This window comes from Enterovibrio norvegicus DSM 15893 (genome assembly GCF_900115495.1).
Taxonomy (GTDB): domain Bacteria; phylum Pseudomonadota; class Gammaproteobacteria; order Enterobacterales; family Vibrionaceae; genus Enterovibrio; species Enterovibrio norvegicus.
Genome location: NZ_FOWR01000005.1, coordinates 97832 through 116385, shown reverse-complemented (window position 1 = coordinate 116385; position 18554 = coordinate 97832). Strand labels below are relative to the sequence as shown.

Sequence of the window (18554 nt, the reverse complement as noted above, 5' to 3'; positions counted from 1 at the left end):
TCTATACATCTTTATTTTCTGCTGGTTGATCTTTCCGACCTCCGGATTCGTCAACCATTAAAAACTAGGAATACTTCTTTGATATCTACCGCTAACATCACCATGCAGTTTGGTGCCGAACCTTTATTTGAAAACATTTCTGCAAAATTCGGTAACGGTAATCGTTACGGCCTCATTGGGGCGAATGGTTGTGGTAAATCAACCTTCATGAAGATTCTTAGCGGTGCACTTTCGCCAAGCTCAGGCAATGTCTCCATCACGCCTGGACACAAGCTTGGGGTATTGAGCCAAGATCAGTTTGCTTTTGAACAACACAATGTTATCGATGTGGTGATCATGGGCGATCGCAAATTGTGGGAAATCAAACAAGAGCGTGAGCGCATCTATTCGTTGCCTGAAATGAGCGAAGAAGATGGTATGAAAGTCGCTGAACTCGAAAGCGAGTTCGCTGAAATGGACGGTTATACAGCGGAAAGCCGTGCCGGCGACATCTTACTGAAAGCAGGGATTGAAGAAGATCTTCATTTTGGCCTCATGCAGCACGTTGCGCCGGGTTGGAAATTGCGAGTTCTTTTGGCGCAAGCCCTGTTTGCTAACCCTGATATTTTGTTGCTGGATGAACCTACCAACAACTTGGATATTCATACCATAAGCTGGCTAGCTGAAGAATTGAACCAACGTAAGTGCACGATGATCATCATTTCGCATGACCGTCACTTCCTCAATTCAGTGTGTACCCACATGGCAGATATCGATTACGGTGAATTGCGTATCTACCCGGGTAACTATGAATATTTCTTGGAAGCCTCTTCGCTAATCCGAGAACAGTTGCTTTCTGGTAACGCAAAGAAAGCCGCAGAAATTAGTGAACTGCAAGACTTCGTTAACCGCTTTGGTGCCAACGCATCAAAAGCAAAACAAGCAAGTTCACGCGCTAAGAAGATGGATAAAATCAAACTGGATGAAGTGAAATCTTCAAGCCGTATGAGCCCTTCCATTGATTTTGGCGAAGGTAAGAAACTTCACCGCCAAGCACTTGAACTGCAAAACCTTGGACACGCATTTGAAAACGAGCTTTTGTTTGAAGGTGGTAACCTATTACTAGAAGCAGGGTCTCGCTTAGCCGTCATTGGTGAAAACGGTGTGGGTAAAACCACCCTGCTTCGTTGCTTGGTGAACGAGCTAGAACAAAAAGAAGGCGTTGTTAAGTGGTCTGAAAACGCATCTATCGGTTACTGCCCACAAGATAGCACGGCAGACTTCGACAACGACATGACCATCTTTGATTGGATTTCGCAGTGGCGTACCACCAAGCACGATGATTTGATGGTTCGTGGCATTTTAGGCCGTTTGTTGTTTACAGCTGATGACGTCAATAAGAAAGCCAAGAACTGTTCAGGTGGTGAAAAGAACCGCCTATTGTTCGGTAAATTGATGATGCAAGACATCAACGTGTTGGTGATGGACGAACCTACGAACCACATGGACATGGAAGCGATCGAAGCATTAAACAATGCCCTGAAAACGTACACCGGCACGCTGATTTTTGTTAGCCATGACCGCGAATTCGTATCGTCACTTGCCACATCAATCATTGATGTTAAAGATAAAACCTTGGTGAGCTTCCAAGGTACGTTTGATGAATATCTTGCGCATCAACGTAAAGTGTTGAACGTTGCATAATAAACGTCACGCTAAACAAGAAAAGAAGTAGACTGCTTAGACGGTCGCTAGAACAATCAAGACGTCGCGAACAAGCGTTGTTCGCGGCAACCAGTGGAGACACTCTTCATGACAGAACAAGAACGCATTGAACTGCAACAAAACAACCCGCTTCATGGCCTCAAGCTTGAAGATATGTTGAACCAGTTGGTCGACCATTACGGTTGGGAAATTCTTGATACAGCAATGCGCTTTAACTGCTTCAGTACGAAACCAACGATTGCGAGTAGTGTGAAGTATTTGAAGAAAACCGAGTGGGCACGTGAGAAGTTGGAAAACTTTTATTTGTACCGCTTCAAGCGTATGCCAAAAGCAAGCGAAGCTGAGTTTTTAATGCCGCCGCGTACCCGTACCTTTGCACACGGCGTTGAACCCCGTGAGCCAATGGAGTTAACGGTTGAATCTATTTTGCTTTCACAAGCAAAAGCAGCATCCGCACACAAAGCGCGCTCTTCACGCGGACGCTTTAACCGACGCTGATTCATACATATCGCGTTAAGCGCCAAAGCAAAAAGCGTATACAGCCAGACCTTCAAGGGTTTGGCTTTTTCTTATCTGCGGATCATGAAACTTTTCCTGATGTTAGCCACTCTTAAATAAGAAATGCTAGGCTGCAATAAGGCGAGTCAGTCATACGAATTGAAATGGGAAATAAACATGTTTTCAAAACTGTCATCCATTCTTAGAGAAGTTTTTGCCGATGAAGGCGGAAGTGCAACGTCTAATGAGCACCTTTATCAACGTGCGATGGCTGGGTTGCTGTGTGAAGTGGCGGGCGCAGATCATGAACTTGACGCACGAGAAGAAGTCGCGAAAACACGGATGCTGAGCGTGTTACTCGACATTGATGATGAAAAAGCCAAGAGCCTTGTCGATCAAGCACAGGGGGAATCAGCGCAATCAGTGTCTCTTTACGACTACACAGATAAATTGCGTCAGCTTGAGCCTGAGCAACGCTTCGAATTGATTAAAGCGATGTGGGAGGTTGCCTACGCAGATGGCAGGCTGGACCCGTTGGAAGAATCCGTGATCCGTAAAACTGCAGAGCTTCTATACGTGGATCACCCGCTGTTTATTAAAGCTAAATTGGACGCGCAACCTAAGTAGTACAAACCTAAGTAGTACAAACCTAAGTAGCGCGACATAAGTAGCGCGACATAAGTAGCGCGACATAAGTAGCGCGACATAAGTAGCGCGAGCTTGGCTGCCAGTGATACCAAACAAAAAGACTTGCCGAAGCAAGTCTTTTTACTATTGGCTCAGCATCAACATCTGCCCATCGACGTGAATGCGCTTTAGCCGTGTTCCGAACACTTGCTCTAACGTCTCCACATCCATAACACTCTCTGGTTTGCCTTGAGCGACGACATGCCCGTTTTTCAGCAGCACTACGCGATCAGCATCCGAGAGCGTTCTGTTGATGTCATGGTTAGACATGACGACCGCGATGCCCTTCTTGGCTATCTGACGCACCATTTTGTACATCACGCTTTGCTGAGCGATATCCAATGCCGTCGCAGGTTCATCAAGAAGTAACAATCGCCCTTCGGGATTAATGTCAGGCCAAATCTGCAAACACACACCCGCAAGTCGAACGCGTTGCCACTCGCCGCCTGATAATTGATCCGTACCTCGATTTAACTTGTCTTCAATGCCTAACAGTAAGCAGATTTCACTGACCGCTTTTTCTAGCAATTTCGGGTCAGTGCCATTTAGTGCAGACAAACTTAAGCTCAAGTATTGATAGACACCAATGGCAAACGCAGGACGTTGCTGCTGACTCAAATAGGCACGTTGTCTTGCAAGGTGTTTGCTGTCGATATCATCAAGGTGCTTTCCGTCTATGGAGACATCTCCCTGCCCGTCGGTCAATCCTGACAGAAGCTCAAGTAAGGTACTTTTTCCGCTTCCGTTGGCGCCGAGTAGATGCACGATCTCCCCCGGTTCGACATTCAAGTTAAGCGGCAATAATCGGGTAGATAACGCGATATTTTGAGCTTTGATCATACGCGCCTCAACAACATCCAAATAAACAGTGGTGCGCCAATCGTTGTTGTTACAGAGCCCACAGGCAATTCTGCTTCTGCAATGGCCATACGGCCAATGGTGTCAGCGACAAGCAAGAGTGATGCGCCAGCCAATGCTGATAAAGGAAGAAGAAAACGGTTTTCTGTCCCTAACCATAAACGCAGAAAATGTGGCACCACTAGCCCAACAAAACCAATCACACCCGCCATCGCAACCGACGCACCCACTAAGACGCTTACCGTTAGGATCAGTTGCCAGCGAAGCCTTTGGATATTCAACCCAAGTTGTTTTGCCGGTGTTTCCCCTAGCATCATCAAATCAAGGTTATTGCCTTGTGTGCACAGCCACAAAACGGCAGGAACAACCAAGACAGTCAATGTTAGCTGTGCCCAATGAACACCAGAAAGGCTTCCCATTAGCCAATAGAGAAGCTGACGAAGGTTTAAGTCGGAGCTGAAGTAAAACGCCCAGGTGACAATCGCACCAGACAAGATGCCTAACGCGACGCCAATCAGAAGTAATCTCGCCGTCGACATGGTTCGCTTTCGCGCAAGCCATACCAATATGGCCGTAAACGCTAACGCGCCGAACATGGCGGCTGCCATCAATCCATATTGACTTGCTAAGGATGGAAATAGGAAAAGCACAATCACCAACGCTAAACTTGCTCCACCAGAAATACCAAGCACACCCGGTTCTGCCAGAGGGTTCCCAAGAAGCACTTGGAGAACAGCGCCCGAGACAGCAAGAGAAGCACCGATAACAATGGCGGCAATAACGCGAGGAACACGAAGCTCCATAAGCAATTGTTGCTCTAACGGGGAGTCATAGAAGAACGGTGTAATCCATATCTCCCCCGCAGAAAGTGACAACATCGCGCACAAAACCATGAGTGCGGACGCTATGCCTAAAGAGAGGTGCCAGCGTCGTGTTCGACGCTCAACAAGTTGAAGTAAATGCATGGTTTTACGATCTAAACATCAATGGGCGCCAACCATACAGAGAAGAGTCATAAATGAAAAGCGCTAACTCGCCGCAATCGGCCCGGGATCGCGCTCTACATTCACGTAAAGAGGCAGTGATAGGTCTGGAGTAAAGGGCTTTACAAGCAAGCATGCACGTTGCCCAACAGCAACCTTGGCATTGGGAAACACAACGGCTTCTCCGCCTGCTTCAGACACATATTCCTTTCCATTTTCTTCCGCTAATGTCTCGCCTTCCTTAAAAAAGGTAAAGTTAGCCGCCTCGTTGCTAAACGCCAGTGTAAAAGCATCGTCAGTTTTGGTGATGGTTCGACTGACTTTGTAAATATCAAACGTTTGATTACTTGCTGATTCATCGAGCGTCTGGTTGCTGAGCAATGCTTTGATACCCGCTTTTAACGGCTCAAACTCTGTCATGTCATTTTTGTACAATGGCGCGACACGCCCCATCTCGAACGTTGCTGCCAATGCACCAAACGTTTCCCCTGTCCACCAACTAAAGGTTGAAGACGGTGTTCGGCTTAGCAGCATGGCATCCATTGCTGAGAACTGTAAGAACGACGACATCGGGCGGATGTCCGTGGCGTGGCTTGACGCTGGGATAACAGCAAACATGTAATGTTTAGAATCCCGAATGGCACTGTGCAAATCAAAGTGCCACCGTTCTCTGGAATGTTCCGTTTCACCGTCTACCGAGAGCGAAAAGAATTCTTTAACGTGACACTGTAACCTATTTGCCAGTACGCACTCTTCGTTTCGGTGATCGTTCTCACCAGCAAAAAGTCGATTCAGGTTTTCTTCGATAAATCGCGTGTATGCATGAATTGCTTTGGGGTGTGCAATGATAAATAGCGTGCGCTCAGTCGGCACAAAACGCCCTTCTACAATCTCTTTCACTAAATCATCAACCAATTCAATTGGCGCAGTTTCGTCACCATGAATACCCGAAGAGATAACAATGTCTTTGGTAGCGGTCGGCGGTGAGATTTCAACAACACCAACATCATGATGCTTCACCTCTACCCCATTTTCTAGGGTAAATACTTGAGGCATAAAATTCCCAGGAGGATATAGCGCATGTTGTAGAAAACCGCCGGAGAGATAACTATTAATCATTGTATTGTCCCTAATATATACCCACCTTCTCGTATTTATTGCGGTGGTTGATCGTATCTTTTAGACAATATACAAATCTAACAATGTGACAACAATGATTTCACTGAAATTGACGATTGAATTGGGAGGTAGGCGTTTGAAATTGAAACGGAAGAAAGGGGTTACACTCTGTATTTGAGGAAAATGAGGTATGTCACAGGCAATAAAAAACCGCAGCGATTAGGCTACGGTTTCTTCCAACGTCACACTGGACTGTTATTTTTCCAGCTTGGCATCTTCAACGCGTGCTTTCAGTTTCTGTCCCGGACGGAACGTCACCACACGTCGAGCAGTAATTGGGATATCTTCACCCGTTTTTGGGTTGCGGCCAGGACGTTCATTCTTGTCTCGAAGATCAAAGTTACCGAATCCCGACAGTTTTACTTGTTCGCCAGCTTCAAGCGCTTTTCTAACTTCTTCAAAAAAGGCTTCAACAGTCTCCTTGGCGTCCCGCTTGCTCATTCCGACGTTTTCAAACAGGTTCTCAGCCAAATCGGCCTTGGTGAGCGCCATAGGTCATTCCCTCAAGAAATGTTAAACACAAATGTGATACGTCGTATCTACACCACGATATTTTTTCACTGCATCGAAATATTCATTTCCTGTTCATTCGAGCAGTCAGTTCCTCTGCAGCAACTTATCAACAGTGTATGCCAACTGGCTGATTTGCGCCAACTTTTTTCCATATCATTATTTAGAACAGTGCTCTGTTTATGAGTTTTTCATTCTTGAGACATGCATAAAAAGTGATACACAGTTTTTGCGTATCTCTCATTATCATCTGTTTTTACTAGACTTTTATCGTTTGCGTAAGGTCATTTGTTGCATAGCTGATAAAACATTGATTTATCAGAGTGATAGGTGTTAGAACTTTTAGACATAAAAAAAGCAGCCATTAGGCTGCTTTTTTATTGATATTTTGCATATTAGTCGCGAAGATTCGCGCCAAATTTTTCGCCAAGGTGTGCAACTACCGCCGCAACTGACTCAGAAATATCGCTTTCTTCAAGTGTGCGTTCGTCAGATTGAAGTGTTAGCGCAATGGCTAAACTCTTCTTACCGTCTTCAACACCCTTACCTTTATAAAGGTCAAAAAGCTTAGAAGCTTTAATCAGCGCATTGTCGGTATCCAAACACGCGCGAACCACAGCTTCAGATTCAACGTCGTCGCCCACAATCACAGCGATATCACGGCGGTTCGCAGGGAACTTCGAAATGACAACCGCTTCAGGGGTAACACGTTGGTTGATCGCAGCCCACTCGATTTCGAATACGACAGTACGGCCATTAAGACCAAACTTACGCTCTAGTTCAGGGTGAACAGTACCGATGTGACCAACGATCTTGCCATCAACTTCAATAGCTGCGCTTTGGCCAGGGTGCAGTGCTGGGTGCTTAGCGGCTTTAAAGCTGTATGCCAGCTCATTAGCAGTAAGCTCTAGAACCGCTTCCAAATCGCCCTTCATGTCGAAGAAGTCAACGCCATTCGTCGCGATGTCCCAATGCTCTTCAGAGCGAGGGCCTGCAATCACGCCTGCAAGCATCATTTCTTGACGCATGCCGTTTTCAGCAGACGCTTCAGGAATAAAGCGAAGACCCGCTTCAAACAAACGCACACGTGGTTGCTGACGTTTTTGGTTGTAAGCAACAGTGTTGAGTAGACCCGTCCACAGGCTCAGGCGCATGGCTGACATGTCCGCAGATATTGGGTGTGGCAGAATCAATGGCTCAACGTTTGGAACGATCAACGCTTGTTGCGAAGGCTCTACAAAGCTGTAGGTGATGGCTTCATGGTAACCACGGTCAACCAACAAATCACGCACACGTTTCAGAGGCTGGTTCGCTTCTTTGTGTAGGTTCATTGTTAGGTGTGCTGCTGGCGCTTGGTTTGGAATGTTGTCGTAACCGAAGATACGGCCAACTTCTTCAACCAAATCTTCTTCAATGGCCATATCAAAACGCCATGAAGGTGCTTTCGCTGTCCAACCTGCGTCTGTGGTTTCAACGTCACAACCTAGGCGAGTCAGGATTTCTACAACGTCGTCGTTTGAAATGCTGTGACCCAGCAAGTTATCAAGCTTGGTGCGACGCAGAGAAATGGTTTTCGCTTTCGGCAGATTCTCTTCAGACTCTTGACCCACGATCTCTCCTGCTTCACCGCCACAGATTTCAATCAGTAGCTGTGTCGCACGTTCCATCGCATGGAACTGAAGATTTGAATCTACGCCACGCTCAAAACGGTGAGATGAGTCTGTGTGCAGGCCGTAGCTACGTGCGCGACCACGGATTGCATCTGGCGCAAAGAATGCTGCTTCAAGCAATACGTCAGTCGTTTCGTCATTCACACCGGAGAATTCGCCACCAAAGATACCGGCAATCGCCAGTGCTTTATTGTGGTCAGCGATAACAAGGGTGTTGTCGTTAAGCTCAGCTTCGTTACCGTCCAGAAGAACCAGTTTCTCGCCTTGCTTCGCCATACGCGCAACGATACCGCCTTCGATCTTAGAAAGATCAAATGCGTGCATTGGTTGGCCTTGTTCTAGCATCACGTAGTTTGTGATATCAACGATTGGGTCGATAGAACGCACACCGCTACGACGCAATTTCTCTTGCATCCAAAGTGGCGTTGCTGCTTTCACGTTTACGTTGCGAACAACGCGGCCTAAGTAGCGCGGACACGCTTGTGGTGCTTCGATAGCAACAGCAATTTTGTCGTCAATTGACGGCGCAACTTTTTCGAATGCTGGGTCAGTCACTTCTGCGCGGTTCAACACGCCGACTTCACGAGCCAGGCCTTTGATGCTCAGACAGTCAGCACGGTTCGCTGTGAGGTCTACATCAATGGTGACGTCGTTCAGTGCAAGGAACTCACGGAAATCAGTACCGATAACCGCATCTGCAGGCAATTCCATGATGCCGTCAGACTCAACATCAATACCTAGCTCAGTGAATGAGCAAAGCATGCCGTGTGAAGGTTGACCGCGAAGTTTCGCTTTCTTGATTTTGAAATCGCCAGGCAGCACAGCACCTACCGTTGCTACTGCAACTTTCAAACCAAGGCGACAGTTAGATGCACCACAAACGATGTCTAGCAGCTCTTCGCCGCCTACGTTCACTTTGGTTACACGCAGTTTGTCAGCATCAGGGTGTTGACCACACTCAACAACTTCACCAACAACAACGCCGGTAAATTCACCAGCAACAGCTTCTACGTCGTCTACTTCTAGACCAGCCATGGTGATTTGGTGTGCCAGTTCTTCGCTATTTACAGCAGGTTTAACCCACTCGCGAAGCCAGGATTCACTGAATTTCATTTATCAATTACCCCAATGCTTACTTGAATTGTTTCAGGAAACGCAAATCGTTCTCGAAGAACGCACGCAGGTCATTCACGCCATAACGCAGCATGGTCAGACGCTCTACACCCATACCGAAGGCAAAACCTGAGTATTTCTCTGGGTCGATGTTCACGGCGCGAAGCACGTTCGGGTGAACCATACCGCAACCCAAAATTTCCAACCACTTACCGTCTTTACGACGTACATCCACTTCCGCAGAAGGTTCTGTGAATGGGAAGTAAGAAGGACGGAAACGCACTTCCAAGTCTTCTTCAAAGAAGTTACATAGGAAGTCGTGAAGGATGCCTTTCAGCTGTGCAAAGTTTACGTTCTCATCAACCAGCATACCTTCCACTTGGTGGAACATTGGGGTGTGAGTTTGGTCGTAATCGTTACGGTAAACACGGCCAGGTGCGATGAAACGCAATGGCGGCTGGTTTTCTTCCATGGTACGGATCTGAACACCAGAAGTATGCGTGCGTAGCATCAAGTCTGGGTTGAAGAAGAACGTATCGTGGTCAGTACGAGCCGGGTGATCTTCTGCGATATTCAGTGCATCGAAGTTATGGAATGCATCTTCGATTTCTGGACCGGTTTTAACATCGAAACCCAACTCACCAAAGAAGCTTTCAATACGCTCAATGGTGCGCGTTACTGGGTGAATACCGCCGTTCTCAATACGACGACCTGGCAAGGTTACATCGATAGTTTCAGCAGCCAGCTTCGCTTCTAGCTCAGCACTTTCAAGCGCATTCTTACGCTCTGAAATCGCAGCTTGAACCGCTTGCTTCGCTTTGTTGATGCTGGCACCCGCTTCGCGGCGTTCTTCAGGGGGTAATTTACCTAGCGCCTGAAGTTGCAAAGTCAGCTCGCCCTTCTTACCCAGGTACTTTACGCGTACCTCATCCAGAGCCACAACAGAGTCAGCCGCTTCAATGGCTGCCGTTGCGTTGGACAGAATGTCTTCTAGTTGTTGCATCGTTTCCTCATCTACCCGTTCGGGCAGTGTCCTACGGTGAGTAAAATACCAATTCTCGTAACAAAATTCGGATTCGAAGCCTTTTCGGCAAGCGACTAAATTTTGCTCTGAGAATTGGTATACACGTAACGCTACATAGTAAATAAACCGCGTGACAAAGCCAAACTGAAAGTGCGTTAAAGTCAGCGTCATGGCTAATTCGTCTTCAATTTTTAACGTTGGGAAGACAAGAAGTGAAGAATTAGCATTTTTACTGTCCTTTAATCCAACGAAAAGGCGAAGTAACGCGAACACACAGAGTGGGTTGAGAGATCCAGGACAAAGACTTTTCACCCAAACGTGTAACAAGTTCATGAAACTTCTTATTGCCTCTAAAAAGTCGCCACCAAACGCGGAAAGACTCCCCTTTATTCGCCTCTCAGACCTAATTTGATCTTGGTGCGCAGTTCGAGCACCTATTTACATGCTTATCTATAAGGCAATAAAAATGAATAAGAAAATGCGGTTAAAAAGAAGCCGCTTCGCACAGTCAGTAGGTATTACCGCCATTTTGTCGTCTTCTATGTTATTCGTAGCATCACCGAGTTTTTCAGAAACGATTGCATTGGACGCCTCACAACATTCCCCACTTCCCGTAGACATCACACCGATGTTTATCAGCTTAGGTTTCGATGACAACCTCGACGTCGATGGCATGACATGGACCTTGGCGTTTTTAAACAGCCGTAAAAACCCGCAAGGTGCAGACGCTTTCGCCAACGCACCGCTTAGCGCGAGTTTTTTCATGCACTGCAACCCTGCAAGAACCGATGAACACGTGCTGCAGTTGTGGCGAAACGCGAAAACAGCAGGACACGATCTCGGCAATCACACTGAGACGCACCCTGATGATAAAGTGAACTGGAATCCCCTCGACAATTGGATGACAGCAGAAGCATGGCAGGAGGAAATCACGCGTTGTAACGCCCTGCTGCTTGCCTCAGAAGAAAAAGGTGGAATAGGCCTTGAGTCAGTAAGCGGTTTTAGAGCGCCGTTTTTAACCTATAACGAAAATACCTTATCAGCCATTGCAGCCAATAAGATCACTTATGACGTTAGCTTTCCTGCGGGCATCACACCAGAACATGACGGCACAAATAATTACTGGCCGCATACGCTTCATGATGGCAGTAAGGAACATGATCTCGCCGTTAACGGTGGGTGGAAGCCCCCTGTTTCTGAGCAACCATCGTTGTGGGAAGTGCCGCTGCATACACTGATCGTGCCGCCTGATGCTGAGTTAGAGAAATACGGTTTAGCCTACTCACTACGAGATAAGATCGCGTCACGTGTTCCTTGGTTTGATGCGGTTTCAGGTAAAGGGGATAACTTTGATTGGAATTTGTATTCGGAACCCGCTTGGGGCGCTGCAGGTTTAAATGAAGATGACGTTGTTGCGATCTATAAATACAACCTCGACCTAAGACTCAGTGGGAACAAAGCGCCCTTGGTTTTGGGGCTACATTCTGGATTTTATGGGTATGTGAATGGTCAAGAACACTTCGGCATGCCTGAAACAACGGTTGAGAACAGGCGGCGGGTATTGGAACGCTTTACTGATTATGCATTATCGAAATCGTCGGTTCGATTCGTAAACCATAAGCAATTGATTGATTGGATGAAAGCACCAGAGGCATTGGTAGTATGCCCAAGTGAAGAGTGGGATGTATACGAGACATACCAAACAGGTGACACCGTCACGTATAATGGTAAAAAATACAAAGCGAGCTGGTGGACGACACAACAAATGCCAGGGCTTTATGATAACTCGCCGTGGTCACTGATAGACGCGTGTTCCCCAAGTAGTTAAAAAGATAGAGCATCAACGTAATTCAAGGGGGGCTACCCCCTTCTTTTTGTCATTTTCATCAACAATCACATCAATCACATTTCTCTTATGCCTGTTCTTTTATGTCTTTCTTCTAAGTCCAAACGACATGCATTAACGAGAAAACAGTCGTCTCATTTCATCCGTCGCACTGATCTGGTATGGTTTAGATACCACTGAAAGGATATAATTCCAACCTTACGCTAGGGCTACCATTGATAGAGGATACCTCCCTATGCCGATACCATTATTTGGTGATGAAAACGTACTGAAAAACAAAACAAAAAAAGAAGTACTCGCAGAAAAAATATTAGAGATGATCTTTACAGGGCTGCTGAGAGATGGCGATGTGTTACCCAGTGAAAGAGAACTCGCCAATACGTTTAGCGTTAGTAGAGAAACGGTTCGAGGTTCATTGGGGGTCATTTCTGAATTTGGTCTGCTTAATATCTCCCACGGCGCAAAGACAACGATCAATCGAAGCCCTGAGTTACTTCAAACATGCCAGAGTCTCCTCCCCAGCCTTTCTGATTTAGAAGTCAATAATTACAATATTGATACCGTCTTTGAAACACGAAAAATCATTGAGCGCGCCGTCGTTAGAAAAGCGACACTGAACATCGATGCAAGCGGAATAAAAGCACTTCGCGTTCTTCTAGAGCAGCAAGAAAAGCTCTTCGACCAGCCAGTACATTTCCAACTCTCAGATAAACAATTTCATCGAATTATCGCAGAGTGCGTCCCTAATGAGATCCTGAACAATTATGTTCAAGAGCTCTACTCATATGGACTGCAGTTCAGACGAGTTGTTCTGTCCGTGGAAGGCAGCATCGAAAAAAGCTATCACGAACACATGATGATCTTTCGCGCGCTTGAAAATAGAGATCCTGACAGGGCAGAAGAAATGATGATTAACCATCTCAATAGCGTTTATGACACGACATTAATTGCCATGAAAAATAGAAATGGTTTCGGTTAACCCTTATACCCGAACGACCTGAGTACACAAATGATCTGAGTACACAAACGATCTGAAGATGCTGGCTGAATCAGGCCTCTTCAGGGTTGTTTGGGTGCAGCACTATTTATGGTCGACATCCTTATACGGGCTTTTACTGTACTTGTTACCCGGGTGTCGTCGACTAAACCCCCAAATAGCATGGTAGGTATCAACCCAGCGATGCTGAAGGCTGAAGAACAGGTAGAAGGCGAACATAACCAGTTCAGAGACAAGCATCGCGACATATGCCCACGCACCAAGCTCAAACAAGAAAAATCCGCTATAAATCGCCACATGACTGGCCGCCAATAAGAGGTACCCCAACGATTTATGTAACCATTCGAACACGCGCCTGTAGATGGTCATGTTGTAATGGTCACCAAACACTTTATTGCTCGGGACGGGGTTCCCATCATCGTCAACAGGCCCACCTTTTGTGCCTCTCGCCCAACCATAAAAGGCTTGTATCAAGGAAAGACAAATGGCTACCAGCCCAATTTTCGCATGAATGGTTGATGTATCTAACCCATTCAAACTCATGAGGCTAAGCACAAAAGCGATAAGAGACGTAGCGATGACCACACTGTGACCAAGCCAATGCGTTATCCACCAAAATTTGTTATCTAGCTTCTTGGGAAATGCTTGGCCTGGTGTGACTTTAAAATAGCGTGTAATCGTAATAATGGCTGGTGACATCACAGCCCACGCCAGTACCATCAAAGCCGCGTGAACAAGAAGCGGAAATGGAATATCACGTGTGTATTGTGTGCCTGCAGAAAAATTGAGTTTCTGTGCACCATATTCACCATGAAAGCTAAATCTGTCGCCATCCCCTATCGCCCAAATGATGTCGATATCAGCATTCGGATCGATGGTAAAATCGGACTCATCTGACGTTTTTAATGCACGTTCAAACACCAACACCGTCATGTTTTCATCTACGTCAATTTGCGCGTGATGAATGTTTTGTTCTGCGTCTGTTTGAACTGATGACAATAGCCTCCCCGTTAAATGGCTGTCTTTCACCTCTTTAGTGTGCGCGTAACCAATAATCGCATCCGCATTGCTCATCAACTTACCAAAGCCTAAGCCAATCCATACCTTTGAGGGGTGAATGGCTTTCACGCGCAACGTGTCGTTATTGCTCAAAGACCAGCAAAGCCTAAGATCACTGTCTATCAACGTCTGTTGGTGCTGATAATCTTTGCAATACTCATCGGCACTTACGCTATGAGGAATAGCTAAGAGTAAAAGTAATAACCAAACTGCAGGCATTAGCGATTCTCCTCACCATTGAGTGTTCGAAAATAAGCAACCATCGCCTCGGCATCGCTCCGTACAAGATGCGAGGTGATTTCCTTTATCACATGGCTCATTTCACCCCCTGTGTATTCTCCGTTGGGGAGCTTCCCAGTTTGAAGAAACACGAGCCACTCTTCGTCCGTCCAATCCCCCATCGCGTCACGGGTATTCAGTAAGCTGGGAGCGGGATTAAACGCCCCTTGAGGCACACCTGCCATCCATTGATCGCGCAAAAGTCCACCCAGCGTATCTCGTGGTGTGTGGCATTCTCCGCAATGCCCTAACGCCTCCACCAAATAGGCACCGCGTTGCTCAATCTCGGTATAAGTTGAAACATCAGACACATAAGCAGGTTGGTTATAAAGCAATTTCCATGTACCGATACCTGCGCGAATATTTAGCGGAAACGGCAAGACCTTGCTTTTATTAGGCTCCGATATAGGTGCAATACGCTGGTCAATGTAGGATTGAATATCAACAACGTCTTGATCACTCATCTTTATATAAGATGTGTAAGGGAAAGCAGGATAATAATGCACTCCTTGCGGGGATATTCCCTGTCTAACAGCATCTGCAAATTCCGCTCGGCTCCAACCGCCGATACCAAATTCATCATCCGGTGTAATGTTCGTCGACGTAATGATGCCAAACGGTGTTCTGATACGTTTGCCACCAGCCAGCGGCGCGTCTTTCTTCGCCGCCGTTGAATGGCAAGCCGCACATCCCGACAAATGGAAAACATACTCTCCGTTCTCAATATCAGCCGAGAGCATGTTCAGGTGATCGCCTGTTTTCGGCCATATCCAATGCGGTGCGAAAATAAAGACGGCCCCCACAGATAAGCTCACCAAGAACGCAATGACGAGAGACACGAGCAGCCTTTTTTGCCAACGACATAATGGCTTTATCGCTAACCTTTTTAACAACCACGTCATCTCTACCCCTTCACAGCACCCGCGGTCATCCCTGAAATAATTTGTTTCGATGCAACAAACGTAAATATGATCGGTGGTATGGCGAGCAGAACACCCATGGCCATGATGGCCCCCCAATCGATGTTATATTCCGTCAATGAATTCACGATATACACGGGTGTGGTTCTCGTACTTCGATCAGAAATGGCATTTGCAATCAGGAACTCATTCCACGCAATACGGAACGTGAATATGGATGCCGCAGCAAGGCCTGGCTGTATAACAGGCAGAATGATGTGATAAAACACTTGAAAAGGATTCGCCCCATCCATTCTGGCCGCTTCCTCCAGCTGGATAGGAATTTGCTGAATAAAGCTCTGTAAGATCCAAATAACAAAAGGAAGGTTCATGGCGCTGTAAATAAGCACAATGCCGTTTAGCGTGCCATCAATCTCATAGTCAAAGGTCCAAATACCAAAGACTGGAACGAGCAAGACGGCAGGCGGCACCATTCTCATGATCAACGTTGTCATCGATGCCACATCTCGCCCAAAAAATCGATAACGCACAATGGCATAGGCTGCCATACAACCGGCAAACAGAGTGATAGCCGTTGATACAATCGCGACATAGAGAGAGTTACCAATGTTGTTGACCAAAGAGCGGTCATCCAGCATGGACGCATAGTTTTGAAGCGTTGGCATGAAAAACCATGCCGTCGAATCGCTCATGATATCGACTTTCAACTTAAAAGACGTCACGAACATCAATACAATTGGCCCCAATGAAAAAACAATCAGCGAGACGAGTACTAAGTAGTAAAGCGCTGTATTCAAAGTCTTCTTGTTCATGTTTATCCTCCTTCCTCAGTACTGCTCTGCAGTGACTTTGATTTTTGCACTGCGCGTTTCACGCATCTTGTTAAACATGAACATGGCAACGGTAATGACCAGAACAAGCGCAAGCAGCATATTGGATAACGCGGCAGCTAGGCCAAGCTCTTGGCTGTCTGTCACTGTTTTAAAGATTCGTAATGCAAGAATTTCAGTTGAAAGACCGGGTCCACCATTGGTCAGTATCATGATGACTTCCAATACCTTGAACGCATCGATCAACCGGAGCAGCAAGGTGACAATGAGCACGGGCAGCATCAATGGAATTTTAATGTGCCAAATAAGTGCCCAGTTCGACGCGCCGTCGAGTTTCGCTGCTTCTACAACCGAACTAGAAAGGGATTGAAGTGCCGCCAAGGACAAGATCATGACAAAAGGTGTCCATTGCCAAACGTCTGCCAAAATGATCGAGAACAGTGACCACGATGGATCGGACAACCAAGGCACGCTATCAATGCCCAATCCATTTAGAATTTTGTTGAAAATACCGAATTGTGGGTTGTACATGTAACGCCAGACGAGACCCACAGCAATCGGCGCAATCATCATTGGTAGAATGAAAATTGTTCGATAAATTGACATGCCTCTTGTCGGCCTTTCCAGCATTAACGCAAGCCCTACTCCAAGTACCATCTCAATACCAACAACGATAAAAGCGAAAGAGAAGGTGACAAAGAAAGACTCAAAAAAACCTTCATCTTCAAGTAGCCAAACGTAGTTACTTAACCCCACAAACTCGGCATCTGAAAAAGGCTGACTTGGCCTCCAATCAAAGAAACTCGCCGTCATCATGTAAGCCATTGGGTACAAAAGGGCAAAAATCAAAATAACTGCCGCAGGCGCCATGAAAAAATAGGGAGCCGCTTTATTTAAAACCTGTCGAAATGACTTTTTATCTGGTGCTTCACTATTACCAGCGGAAACCATGACTTTGTCTTGCATATTCCACATCCATTTGTGCATTGGAGGCAGACCAATATCTGCCTCCTGTCGTTATTTACTGTTGATAAGTGTAATAACCCGCTTTATCCATGATTTTTTCCGCTGTTTTATTGGTCTTGTTAAGGGCTTCTTCAACCGTGATTTCGCCGGTCATTGCCTTGGACAAGTTCGTGCCTAACTCGGTGTTTATCTGTCCCCATACAGGAATAATTGGGCGCCAATCAGGGTCAGCATCTTTCAATGCTTCACCGAAAATTTCCATTTGCGGGAATTTTGCAATGACGTCGCTATCTTGGTGAGTAGAGAAACGAGACGGATTGCCACCTGCGAGTGCAATTTTCTTATCCGTCTCTTTTGAGGTAAGCCATTGCATCAACAAAAAGGCAGCTTCTTTGTTTTGCGCGTTTTTCGGAATCGCAATGCCAAAGCCACCGGTTTGTGAAGCATGCTTCACACCCATTGGGTGTTTAGCCCATGCCACTTTACCCACCACTTTTGATTTCTGAGGGTCGTCGACCTCACCCGCAACCACTGTTGTGTCGAGGTACATGGCCGCTTTTCCTTGTAGGAATGCGTTCTTTGCTTCGGATAAGCCAAACGAAGTGCCACCTTCCGGACCACATTCCAAAATGGTCTTCAAGGCATTACCCGCTTGGATTGCCTCCGGACTGTTCAAGGTCGGCTTCCAGTTTTCATCAAATACTCTGCCGCCTAACGGGGCGAGGTGAAGAAGAAACGCATGGGAGGTTTGGTGGCCAGATTTACCACGAGAAGCAAGCCCAACCATGTCTGGCTCTAGGTCTTGGATCTTGCAAGAGGTTTCAAGCAGCTCTTCATAGGTCTCTGGCACTTTGATGCCGTGCTTGTCGAAAATGTCTTTCCTGTAACCCAACACTGACGTCTCTGAGCCAAAAGGAATACCAAACAACGCGCCCGTTGGCCCAGGTAAGTATCCTTTCGCGCCACCAGCGACACCGACATTTTGCACGTAACCATCAATCAGATCGTCCGCATCGTAGCTTGGATCTGCCAATTTAGGGTTCATGAAAAAACGTGCGAGCGGTTCAATTTGATCCGCCGATACGTAATCCGCCTTAGAAAAAACCACATAGGCGATCAAGTCGTAATCCCCTTTTCGCTTGGTCAATTCGAGCGTTTGTTTTTGACGCATTGCCAAGTATTGAAGTTGGTCAACTTCTACTTCAATGCCCGTCTCTTTTTCAAAATCGGGTAATACCTTCATTACCGCATCATAGTGAGGATGTGCGGGGAAATTGACCACCAGCACTTCACCTTCATAGGGTTTGTAAGGATTAGAAAGCGCAAAAGGTGAAATCAGCATACCCACTGTGGCGATCACAGTGGCCGTGTATCGTTTTAACGTATTGATATTCTGTAACATTGCTCCTCCCGCATAACTGCTTTGGGGTA

At 46.5% G+C, this 18554-nt stretch carries 16 protein-coding genes; 5 read left to right on the top strand and 11 right to left on the bottom strand.

Going from position 1 to position 18554, the window contains the following annotated elements:
• Positions 1-78 precede the first annotated feature (78 nt).
• From BM082_RS04635 to BM082_RS04625, 3 genes are all read left to right on the top strand, one after another.
• Complete coding sequence (locus BM082_RS04635) at positions 79-1683, top strand: ABC-F family ATPase (protein WP_074925459.1); 1605 nt, start codon at positions 79-81, stop codon at positions 1681-1683.
• 108 nt (positions 1684-1791) lie between these two features.
• Complete coding sequence (locus BM082_RS04630) at positions 1792-2202, top strand: VF530 family protein (RefSeq protein ID WP_017008548.1); 411 nt, start codon at positions 1792-1794, stop codon at positions 2200-2202.
• 177 nt (positions 2203-2379) lie between these two features.
• Positions 2380-2829, top strand: a complete 450-nt coding sequence (locus tag BM082_RS04625) for a tellurite resistance TerB family protein (RefSeq protein WP_017013675.1) — start codon at positions 2380-2382, stop codon at positions 2827-2829.
• Positions 2830-2973: 144 nt separating this feature from the next.
• On the opposite strand, the gene btuD is transcribed toward BM082_RS04625, so the two are convergent.
• The 6 genes from btuD to pheS all read right to left on the bottom strand — a co-directional run bounded on the left by btuD (position 2974) and on the right by pheS (position 10205).
• Positions 2974-3729 carry a vitamin B12 ABC transporter ATP-binding protein BtuD gene (gene btuD, locus BM082_RS04620; RefSeq protein ID WP_017008550.1) on the bottom strand — a complete coding sequence of 252 codons (756 nt, stop codon included), beginning with the start codon at positions 3727-3729 and terminating at the stop codon, positions 2974-2976.
• Positions 3726-4712 (bottom strand): vitamin B12 ABC transporter permease BtuC, encoded by a 987-nt coding sequence (gene btuC / locus BM082_RS04615; RefSeq protein ID WP_017008551.1) that lies wholly within the window; start codon positions 4710-4712, stop codon positions 3726-3728. The genes btuD and btuC overlap by 4 nt, the downstream gene beginning before the upstream one ends.
• A gap of 63 nt (positions 4713-4775) precedes the next feature.
• A complete protein-coding gene (locus tag BM082_RS04610; protein ID WP_244275924.1) occupies positions 4776-5786 on the bottom strand; it encodes a succinylglutamate desuccinylase in 1011 nt (336 codons plus the stop codon).
• Positions 5787-6104: 318 nt separating this feature from the next.
• Positions 6105-6401 carry an integration host factor subunit alpha gene (gene ihfA, locus BM082_RS04605; protein WP_017008553.1) on the bottom strand — a complete coding sequence of 99 codons (297 nt, stop codon included), beginning with the start codon at positions 6399-6401 and terminating at the stop codon, positions 6105-6107.
• A gap of 413 nt (positions 6402-6814) precedes the next feature.
• Entirely contained in the window at positions 6815-9202 is a 2388-nt protein-coding gene (gene pheT / locus BM082_RS04600) for a phenylalanine--tRNA ligase subunit beta (protein WP_017008554.1), read from the bottom strand.
• Positions 9203-9221: 19 nt separating this feature from the next.
• The gene (gene pheS, locus BM082_RS04595) at positions 9222-10205 is read right to left on the bottom strand and encodes a phenylalanine--tRNA ligase subunit alpha (RefSeq protein ID WP_017008555.1); all 984 of its coding nucleotides are present in this window, start codon (positions 10203-10205) and stop codon (positions 9222-9224) included.
• Between the two features lie 487 nt (positions 10206-10692).
• Here pheS and BM082_RS04590 point away from each other — a divergent pair, with 487 nt between their 5' ends.
• Both BM082_RS04590 and BM082_RS04585 read left to right on the top strand, forming a co-directional pair.
• Positions 10693-12054, top strand: coding sequence for a carbohydrate-binding protein (locus tag BM082_RS04590; protein WP_074925457.1), 1362 nt, complete (start codon positions 10693-10695; stop codon positions 12052-12054).
• 253 nt (positions 12055-12307) lie between these two features.
• The gene (locus tag BM082_RS04585) at positions 12308-13051 is read left to right on the top strand and encodes a FadR/GntR family transcriptional regulator (RefSeq protein WP_017010341.1); all 744 of its coding nucleotides are present in this window, start codon (positions 12308-12310) and stop codon (positions 13049-13051) included.
• 102 nt (positions 13052-13153) lie between these two features.
• Here the strand turns inward: BM082_RS04585 and BM082_RS04580 are convergent, their stop codons facing one another.
• From BM082_RS04580 to BM082_RS04560, 5 genes are read right to left on the bottom strand one after another with little or no spacing between them, the layout of a single operon-like run.
• Positions 13154-14347: a cytochrome and DOMON domain-containing protein gene (locus BM082_RS04580; protein WP_017010340.1), complete on the bottom strand. Its 1194-nt coding sequence runs from the start codon at positions 14345-14347 to the stop codon at positions 13154-13156.
• Positions 14347-15309 carry a c-type cytochrome gene (locus BM082_RS04575; protein ID WP_017013682.1) on the bottom strand — a complete coding sequence of 321 codons (963 nt, stop codon included), beginning with the start codon at positions 15307-15309 and terminating at the stop codon, positions 14347-14349. The genes BM082_RS04580 and BM082_RS04575 overlap by 1 nt, the downstream gene beginning before the upstream one ends.
• A 2-nt stretch (positions 15310-15311) precedes the next feature.
• Complete coding sequence (locus BM082_RS04570; RefSeq protein ID WP_017010338.1) at positions 15312-16139, bottom strand: carbohydrate ABC transporter permease; 828 nt, start codon at positions 16137-16139, stop codon at positions 15312-15314.
• 15 nt (positions 16140-16154) lie between these two features.
• Positions 16155-17123, bottom strand: a complete 969-nt coding sequence (locus BM082_RS04565; RefSeq protein WP_017010337.1) for a carbohydrate ABC transporter permease — start codon at positions 17121-17123, stop codon at positions 16155-16157.
• Positions 17124-17178: 55 nt separating this feature from the next.
• On the bottom strand, positions 17179-18525 hold the full coding sequence (locus tag BM082_RS04560) for an extracellular solute-binding protein (protein WP_017013683.1): 1347 nt from the start codon (positions 18523-18525) through the stop codon (positions 17179-17181).
• Positions 18526-18554 lie beyond the last annotated feature (29 nt).

Bases quoted from the DNA above. Each gene is read 5' to 3' on its own strand.
- BM082_RS04565 (WP_017010337.1), bottom strand. From the start codon at position 17,123: ATGCAAGACAAAGTCATGGTTTCCGCTGGTAATAGTGAAGCACCAGAT.
- ihfA (WP_017008553.1), bottom strand. From the start codon at position 6,401: ATGGCGCTCACCAAGGCCGATTTGGCTGAGAACCTGTTTGAAAACGTC.
- pheT (WP_017008554.1), bottom strand. From the start codon at position 9,202: ATGAAATTCAGTGAATCCTGGCTTCGCGAGTGGGTTAAACCTGCTGTA.
- BM082_RS04585 (WP_017010341.1), top strand. From the start codon at position 12,308: ATGCCGATACCATTATTTGGTGATGAAAACGTACTGAAAAACAAAACA.
- BM082_RS04610 (WP_244275924.1), bottom strand. From the start codon at position 5,786: ATGCCTCAAGTATTTACCCTAGAAAATGGGGTAGAGGTGAAGCATCAT.
- BM082_RS04625 (WP_017013675.1), top strand. From the start codon at position 2,380: ATGTTTTCAAAACTGTCATCCATTCTTAGAGAAGTTTTTGCCGATGAA.
- BM082_RS04630 (WP_017008548.1), top strand. From the start codon at position 1,792: ATGACAGAACAAGAACGCATTGAACTGCAACAAAACAACCCGCTTCAT.
- pheS (WP_017008555.1), bottom strand. From the start codon at position 10,205: ATGCAACAACTAGAAGACATTCTGTCCAACGCAACGGCAGCCATTGAA.
- btuC (WP_017008551.1), bottom strand. From the start codon at position 4,712: ATGCATTTACTTCAACTTGTTGAGCGTCGAACACGACGCTGGCACCTC.
- BM082_RS04590 (WP_074925457.1), top strand. From the start codon at position 10,693: ATGAATAAGAAAATGCGGTTAAAAAGAAGCCGCTTCGCACAGTCAGTA.
- btuD (WP_017008550.1), bottom strand. From the start codon at position 3,729: ATGATCAAAGCTCAAAATATCGCGTTATCTACCCGATTATTGCCGCTT.
- BM082_RS04575 (WP_017013682.1), bottom strand. From the start codon at position 15,309: ATGACGTGGTTGTTAAAAAGGTTAGCGATAAAGCCATTATGTCGTTGG.
- BM082_RS04570 (WP_017010338.1), bottom strand. From the start codon at position 16,139: ATGAACAAGAAGACTTTGAATACAGCGCTTTACTACTTAGTACTCGTC.
- BM082_RS04560 (WP_017013683.1), bottom strand. From the start codon at position 18,525: ATGTTACAGAATATCAATACGTTAAAACGATACACGGCCACTGTGATC.
- BM082_RS04580 (WP_017010340.1), bottom strand. From the start codon at position 14,347: ATGCCTGCAGTTTGGTTATTACTTTTACTCTTAGCTATTCCTCATAGC.